The organism is Arsenophonus endosymbiont of Bemisia tabaci Q2 (assembly GCF_902713415.1).
GTDB lineage: Bacteria > Pseudomonadota > Gammaproteobacteria > Enterobacterales > Enterobacteriaceae > Arsenophonus.
In genome coordinates this window covers 1-6632 of record NZ_CACTIE010000128.1, presented here as the reverse complement: position 1 = coordinate 6632, position 6632 = coordinate 1, and the positions used below count along the sequence as shown (strand labels likewise).

The window sequence follows — 6632 nt, the reverse complement described above, 5'->3', positions numbered from 1 at the left end:
GGTCAATCCCATTTTTTTAGAGCTTGCCAAATGGCCTTCTGATAAACGCCAAAACGCTCTGCACGCTCTTTTGGTCAGCATCTGGATATTGTTCAACATCTTTTATCAACTCGGATTTATCGATTTTTCGCTGACGCGTAGTCGATGCTTTTGGCTCTATTTGATTAATCCAACGCGATACAGATGCAGAGCCAATCCGAAATTGCTTCCTGGTTTCTCGGATACTCAATCCTTCTTCCTCCATCGTAAATATCACTTTACGTCTAAAATCAATTGAATAGCTCATATAAATAATGTCATCAAAATTAAGTCTCTTAGCTATAATTTACAAAGAAAAAGTTTTATAAATCTATCACCTGAGTATCCACTTAAAAATGAAGATGGCACCGCAGTTGCTGGAATAATGTATCCCAAAGATATGGGATTGGGTATAAAAGGATTAGTGCATGGAGCAGATACTTTTTATGGTGTTTCAGAAGCGCCAGCAGGACGAGTTAATGGAATTGCTAAAGCATTAAAATACTTAAGAGCGGGAGACGTATTTATTTATGAATTACAATCCATGGGACCACCTAATAGATATGTCCCAGCCGATTACCAAAAAGCGGTTTGGGATATTACAAAAGAAGCCACTGATGCCGGCATTATTGTCATTATGGCTGCTGGCAATGGCCCTGAAGATTTAGATCATAAATTATATAGTGAATATAGAAATCGTAATGACGATGCTGATAACGGTGCAATTCGTGTTGGTGCAGGTGATAAAAATACTTGATCCCCACTGATTTCAGAACTTATGGTAGCATGATACATGTGCAAGGATGGGGGCTAAATGTTGTCACAACCGGCTATAACGATCTCTACAATACCGGTTGAGCATAATAATTATACCCATACTTTTTCCGGGACATCATCTGCTACGCCGATTGTCGCTTCCGCTGTTGTGGCGATCCAATCATGGTATAAACAGAATATTGGTGAGGTTATTAAACCAAAAGACATGCGTTCACTGTTAATCGAAACAGGCACACCGCAAGGATGCCATCAAACTAGTAATAAATGGATAAATATTGGTACATTACCTAATGTACGCCGAGCAATTAGTACATTACAAAAACGTTTACAATAAATAAGAGCTAAACATGATCACTAATAATATAATATCTTGCCATGTGATAATTTTTTAGCAAATTAACTTAAAACCAGATCGCGACATTTATCTTTTAGACTAATTAAGATCTGGTTTTTTATCCCATTATCTGAAAAAATAAGATTAAATATTATAAAAAATAGAAAATAGCATAAAAAAGCCAGTTTTAACTGGCAAACATATCAAACACAACACCAGGGAAAGTCTCTATCTAACAAGAATAGAATGAACAAATAAGGCGTAGAAATTGGAAGGATTAATTAGAGGATAGGTTAAAAATAATTATTTTCTATCTTTATTCATGATAATATGAGGCATATCAAAAAACAGTCATCTTACATTAAGGTTAATGAAATAATATGGCTTATAATTCAACCGATAAATTAACCTTAATTAACTGAATTATAATATTTTTTAATGTTTTTCTGCTATAATATTCTATTATTACTCGCAAAATGAAAATCGGTCTTTTTTATAGTTCCGGTACCTGCTACACCGAAATGGTTGCAGAAAAAATCCAGTATAATCTAGGTTAAGAATTAGTTGATTTACATAATCTTAAAGATATTTCGCCGCAATTAATGGAAAATTACCAAATTCTGATTTTAGGTATTCCTACCTAGGATTTCGGCGAACTACAAGAAGACTGGCAAGCAATTTCGGATCAACTCTGTTCGTTAAATTTAGCTGGCAAAATTGTATCCCTATATGGTTTAGGCGATCAAATCGATTATAGCGACTGGTTTCTTGACTCACTAGGTATGCTTTATGAGCAGCTATTACAGATGGATGTAAAATTTGTCGGCTTTTGGCCTACAACAGGATATACCTTTAGTAGCCTTAAACCATTAACCACTGGTGGTAGCCAATTTGTCGGACTAGCGCTCGATGAAACCAACCAATTTGAACAAACGGATGAACGAATAGAACAGTGGTGTATGCAAATATTAAATGAAATATAGCTAAGCGTCTTAATTTTGATTACAAAATATATGTTTTTCTTAAATATAAATTTACTGATATACAGTAATTACTTGTAATCATTTTAAAGTCGTCCAGCTATACCACAACTAATCCCATCAGTGACAATAAAGTAAAACTGAAAGATCTGTTATCAAATATTGCAGAAAAAGAGAAAAGTGTTAAACAGCAGTAATCTGAGAAAAATCATTTACTTGATCAATTGAAAAATCAGGAAAAAATATTGCTGCTGCTGGAAGAGCATTACATGAAACACGGAAAAAACTTTGGCAGTTAGCAAAAGAACTATAGCTAATCGACTTAATTTTGATTACACCATATTCAGTGCGAACAAAATATCTGTGTCGCATCCGAGCGCTCTTTTTTTACATTTAGCTTGTGCCCATTTATGTTCAATTGGATTAAGATCTGGCGAATAGGTAGGCAAATATTCCACCATATGCCCCCCATCGATGATGACTTGTTGAATACTCTGTTTCTTGTGAAAAGTTGCATTATCCATCATGATTACACTGTTTTTAGGAAGGACTGGGATAAGGACTTGGGTGACCCATGCATAGAAAACATCGCTGTTAATATTGATATCAAATAATCCGATAGCAAACAGCGTTGTGCCCAATAAAGCGCCGATAACATTTGTTCTTTCTTTAGCTCCTCAGTTCTTGAGACCAACACACCGTTGACCTTTCTGGGAATAGCGGTGAGTCCGCGGGGTATCGTGTAAAAAACCACTTTCATCAATAAAAACAATATGCTTGCCTTCTTTTCATACTGTTTTTTTGTTGAAACGTTTGTCGAGTGTTTTCGTCGGCTTTCGGATGACGTAGAGTTTTTTTTATAGGTCAATCCCATTTTTTTGAGAGCTTGCCAAATAGCCTTATGACAAACGCCAAAACGCTTTGCACGCTCTTTTTGGTAAGCATCTGGATATTGTTCAACATCTTTTATCAACTCGGATTTATCGATTTTTCGCTGACGCGTAGTCGATGCTTTTGGCTCTATTTGATTAATCTAACGGGATACAGATGCAGAGCCAATCCGAAATTGCTTCGCTGTTTCTCGGATACTCAACCCTTCTTCTATCGTAAATATCACTTTACTTCTAAAATCAATTGAATAGCTCATATAAATAATGTCATCAAAATTAAGTCGCTTAGCTATATCATCTAGATGATCAAAAGCGACAGCAGGTGCTCTTAACAGTGAGGCTTTTGTTACCCCGGTAGGAAAATAACGTTCAGCAAAAATCGGTGAAGACACAAATAAATAATCCAGTGCACCCAATTTATCTACCAGGCAGCCAGGTAAAGGCTCTGGTTGAATACTAATCGCGCCAACGACCTCTCCTCTACGTAGCAGCTCTTGAGTCCGGGTTTTATCTTCGACTTGAATATTAAGGCGAATAGGGCTTGTCATGTAGTACTGGATTAAGAGCCAGCAGGAACGAGGTTGCTAAACTATCAGCATTGACTGCCACTGATAGTAACAACGGAGTTTTGCCATTACTTTCGTCACCAAGCCATTGCTCTTCTAGTAATTCCACTTGATTGTAATAGCGCGAGTAGTTTTTGTCCTTGCTCAGTTGGTTGAGGAAGGATAGTCCTCACTAATAATGGTTGACCAAATAGGTTCTCAAGCTGTTTAATTCGTTGGGAAACGGCAGATTGAGTGATACATAACTTTTGCGCAGCGCGTTCAAAGCCGCGTTCACGGATCACAGTGTCCAATGCTTGTAGTGCTCGATAGTCAGGGTGTTTAATCACGAAAAAATCTCTTTAAAATTCAATTCAGATGTTATTCTATATCTTACTATGCAATATTTTTCCAATCGATAGCCGGGAAAATTTCGTTATACTAATTAATTAGTAGGTTTTAGCAATAAAAAATAATAAAGCAACTAATTATGACACAGGATGAATTAAAAAAAATGGTCGGCTGGGCTGCTTTGGAATATATCAAACCAGATATGGTGGTTGGTGTTGGAACAGGCTCTACGGTTGCGCATTTTATTGATGGCTTAGCGACACAAAAGCATTTAATTAAAGGTGCAGTCTCAAGTTCGGTTGCTTCTACAGAAAAATTAACCACGTTAGCCATTCCTATTCTTGATAGTAATGATGTGGATGGTATTGATATTTATATTGATGGTACTGATGAATTTAATCCAGATCTAATGATGATCAAAGGGGGTGGCGCTGCCTTGACGCGTGAAAAAGTCATTGCTGCGATGGCTAAGCAATTTATCGCTATAGCTGATAAATCTAAGCAAGTTGATATTTTAGGTAAATTTCCATTACCTGTTGAAGTAATTCCGATGGCGCGCGCTTATGTCGCTCGTCAATTGGTAAGGTTAGCAGGCATGCCAGAATATCGGCAAAATGTGGTTACTGATAATGGTAATGTCATTCTTGATGTTCACAATTTAGAGATTCTAGATCCGATAGAGCTTGAAAATAAAATTAATGCGATTGCCGGTGTTGTAACGGTAGGGTTATTTGCCAATCGCTCAGCAGATATTATTTTGCTGGCAACACCAGCTGGAGTAAAAAAATTAACGGCTAAAAGCTAATTATTTGGTGGTTTTTAAAGTGCTGACCGGCTATTAAGGTAGTACTTATTCCTTATATTTAATTTATATTTTTTACTCTCAAATTTAGTGAGTTATATCATAATAATTGATTTAGTATGATAAAAATCTTATTTTTGCCTCTTTAATTTCCTTTTTGTTCGTTGTAGCGTTTTAGTTAAGATTTATTTCGTTGCTTGTATAAATGATAGTATTGCTACTGGGAAAATTTTTGTTATGTTTGTATGACAAAATAGCTGATAGCCGTAATCCTAATGATAGGATGGGGTAAATAGTTAATGTATCTTTACAAAAACAAAAAATTAAATTTTTGCTTTTAGAGGGTCTGCATCAAAGTGCAATTAATAATCTGCGGGCAGCAGGCTATGACAATATTGAATATCATGAAGGTGCATTATCAACAGAAGAATTAATCGCATTGATCCCTGATGTCCACTTTATCGGTATTCGTTCCCGTACCTATCTTAGCGAACAGGTTTTAGCCGTGGCTGAAAAATTGATTGCAGTCGGTTGCTTTTGCATTGGCACCAATCAAGTTGATATTCAAGCTGCGGCTAAGCGGGGCATTCCAGTTTTTAATGTACCATTTTCCAATATGCGCTTTGTGGCAGAAATGGTACTTGGCGAATTACTATTGCTTTTACGTCGTATTCCAGAAGCGAGCATGAAAGCCCATCATGGAATATGGAATAAACAAGCCAAAGGAAGCTATGAAGTACGAGGTAAGAAATTAGGTATCATTGGTTATGGTCATATTGGTACTCAATTAGGGATCTTAGCTGAAAATATTGGAATAAATGTTTATTTCTATGATATTGAAAATAAGTTACCGCTAGGTAATGCTTGCCAAGTTCCTACTATGACCGAATTACTCAATATGACTGATGTGATTAGCTTACATGTTCCTGAAACAGCGAGTACTAAAAATATGTTTGGCAAAGAACAACTAACCTTGATTAAACCCGGCGCGATTTTGATCAATGCCTCAGGTGGTAGCGTAGTTGATATCCCGGCCTTAGCTGAGGCGTTGAAAAGTCAGCATATCTCAGGTGCTGCAATTGATGTATTTCCTAAAGAACCAGCCGGTAATGGTGATCCTTTCAGCTCACCGTTAATAGGTTTTGATAATGTTATTTTAACTCCTCATATTGGTGGCTCAACGCAAGAAGCACAGGAAAATATTGGTTCTGCAGTGGCTAATAAGTTAGCAAAATATTCTAATAATGGTTCTACTTTACTTTATCGGCGGTCAATTTTCCTGAAGTTTCATTACCTATTCATACTGACGATACTAATCGTTTATTGCATATTCATGAAAATCGCCCGGGGATGTTAAATCGTATTAATCAGATCTTTATGGAAGACGAGATTAATATAGCGGCAGAATATTTGCAAACCACCGGCAATATTGGTTATGTTGTGATTGATATTACATCGCAACCGGCAACGACGGCAAAAAATTTATTAAAAAAATTAAAGTCTGTACCTGGTACGATCCGGAAACGCCTTCTTTATTAAATTAAGAAATTTTACTAATTTACTTTTTTCAATAGATTGCCCGTTAAGGCGGGTTGATTTTTATTTATTGTATATTAACATGTCTATTTGACTAGAGATAAATATTTTTATAATTAATAACCCTATTAATTAATATATTTAATTTAACATATTTTATTTGTGAATATAAAGTGCAACCAATTTATTCTATTTTATAAAAAAGTATTTATTATTGATTTTATTGTAATTTAAATTCATTTAAGGTTTTATTTAGTTAACTAGGCAACTGATACCGTAAGGAAGTTATTATGTCAATTAATGGAATGAAAAGGCCAGATATTATTTTTTGTCAAACTAAACATATTTTTGAGGATTTTAATCAAAATATAGTACTCTTAAAAGAAAAGTATTTTAAAT

General features: G+C 35.5%; 6 protein-coding genes and 4 pseudogenes. 5 read left to right on the top strand and 5 right to left on the bottom strand.

The features are described 5' to 3' along the window. Positions 1–16 precede the first annotated feature (16 nt). Complete coding sequence (locus ARSQ2_RS07350; protein ID WP_181994890.1) at positions 17–286, bottom strand: IS630 transposase-related protein; 270 nt, start codon at positions 284–286, stop codon at positions 17–19. Here ARSQ2_RS07350 and ARSQ2_RS14265 point away from each other — a divergent pair. From ARSQ2_RS14265 to fldB, 3 genes and pseudogenes are all read left to right on the top strand, one after another. Next, positions 278–775, top strand: coding sequence for a S8 family serine peptidase (locus ARSQ2_RS14265; RefSeq protein ID WP_338078269.1), 498 nt, complete (start codon positions 278–280; stop codon positions 773–775). The two genes, ARSQ2_RS07350 and ARSQ2_RS14265, sit on opposite strands and share 9 nt — an antisense overlap. Positions 776–832: 57 nt before the next feature. Further along, a complete protein-coding gene (locus ARSQ2_RS14260) occupies positions 833–1129 on the top strand; it encodes a S8 family serine peptidase (RefSeq protein ID WP_181994780.1) in 297 nt (98 codons plus the stop codon). Between the two features lie 476 nt (positions 1130–1605). Continuing rightward, positions 1606–2112, top strand: a pseudogene (gene fldB, locus ARSQ2_RS07335) (flavodoxin FldB). Between the two features lie 180 nt (positions 2113–2292). Here the strand turns inward: fldB and ARSQ2_RS07330 are convergent. From ARSQ2_RS07330 to ARSQ2_RS07315, 4 genes and pseudogenes are all read right to left on the bottom strand, one after another. Then, entirely contained in the window at positions 2293–2481 is a 189-nt protein-coding gene (locus tag ARSQ2_RS07330) for a hypothetical protein (RefSeq protein WP_181994781.1), read from the bottom strand. Beyond that, a complete protein-coding gene (locus ARSQ2_RS07325; RefSeq protein WP_238334357.1) occupies positions 2442–2750 on the bottom strand; it encodes a transposase in 309 nt (102 codons plus the stop codon). The genes ARSQ2_RS07330 and ARSQ2_RS07325 overlap by 40 nt, the downstream gene beginning before the upstream one ends. Further along, positions 2639–3244: pseudogene (locus tag ARSQ2_RS12870) on the bottom strand (IS630 transposase-related protein); the annotation flags it as partial. The pseudogene ARSQ2_RS12870 and the gene ARSQ2_RS07325, both read right to left, overlap by 112 nt. Positions 3245–3268: 24 nt before the next feature. Beyond that, positions 3269–3891, bottom strand: a pseudogene (locus ARSQ2_RS07315) (ArgP/LysG family DNA-binding transcriptional regulator); the annotation flags it as partial. A 143-nt stretch (positions 3892–4034) separates the two neighbouring features. On the opposite strand from ARSQ2_RS07315, the gene rpiA reads away from it, so the two are divergent. Both rpiA and serA read left to right on the top strand, forming a co-directional pair. After that, the gene (gene rpiA / locus ARSQ2_RS07310; RefSeq protein ID WP_181994889.1) at positions 4035–4700 is read left to right on the top strand and encodes a ribose-5-phosphate isomerase RpiA; all 666 of its coding nucleotides are present in this window, start codon (positions 4035–4037) and stop codon (positions 4698–4700) included. A 289-nt stretch (positions 4701–4989) separates the two neighbouring features. Continuing rightward, positions 4990–6236, top strand: a pseudogene (gene serA / locus ARSQ2_RS07305) (phosphoglycerate dehydrogenase). The last annotated feature ends 396 nt before the right edge of the window (positions 6237–6632 follow it).

What these genes read in the sequence shown, in the direction of transcription:
- ARSQ2_RS07350 (WP_181994890.1), bottom strand. Translation starts at nt 286, where the DNA reads ATGAGCTATTCAATTGATTTTAGACGTAAAGTGATATTTACGATGGAG.
- ARSQ2_RS14260 (WP_181994780.1), top strand. Translation starts at nt 833, where the DNA reads ATGTTGTCACAACCGGCTATAACGATCTCTACAATACCGGTTGAGCAT.
- ARSQ2_RS07330 (WP_181994781.1), bottom strand. Translation starts at nt 2,481, where the DNA reads ATGCGACACAGATATTTTGTTCGCACTGAATATGGTGTAATCAAAATT.
- rpiA (WP_181994889.1), top strand. Translation starts at nt 4,035, where the DNA reads ATGACACAGGATGAATTAAAAAAAATGGTCGGCTGGGCTGCTTTGGAA.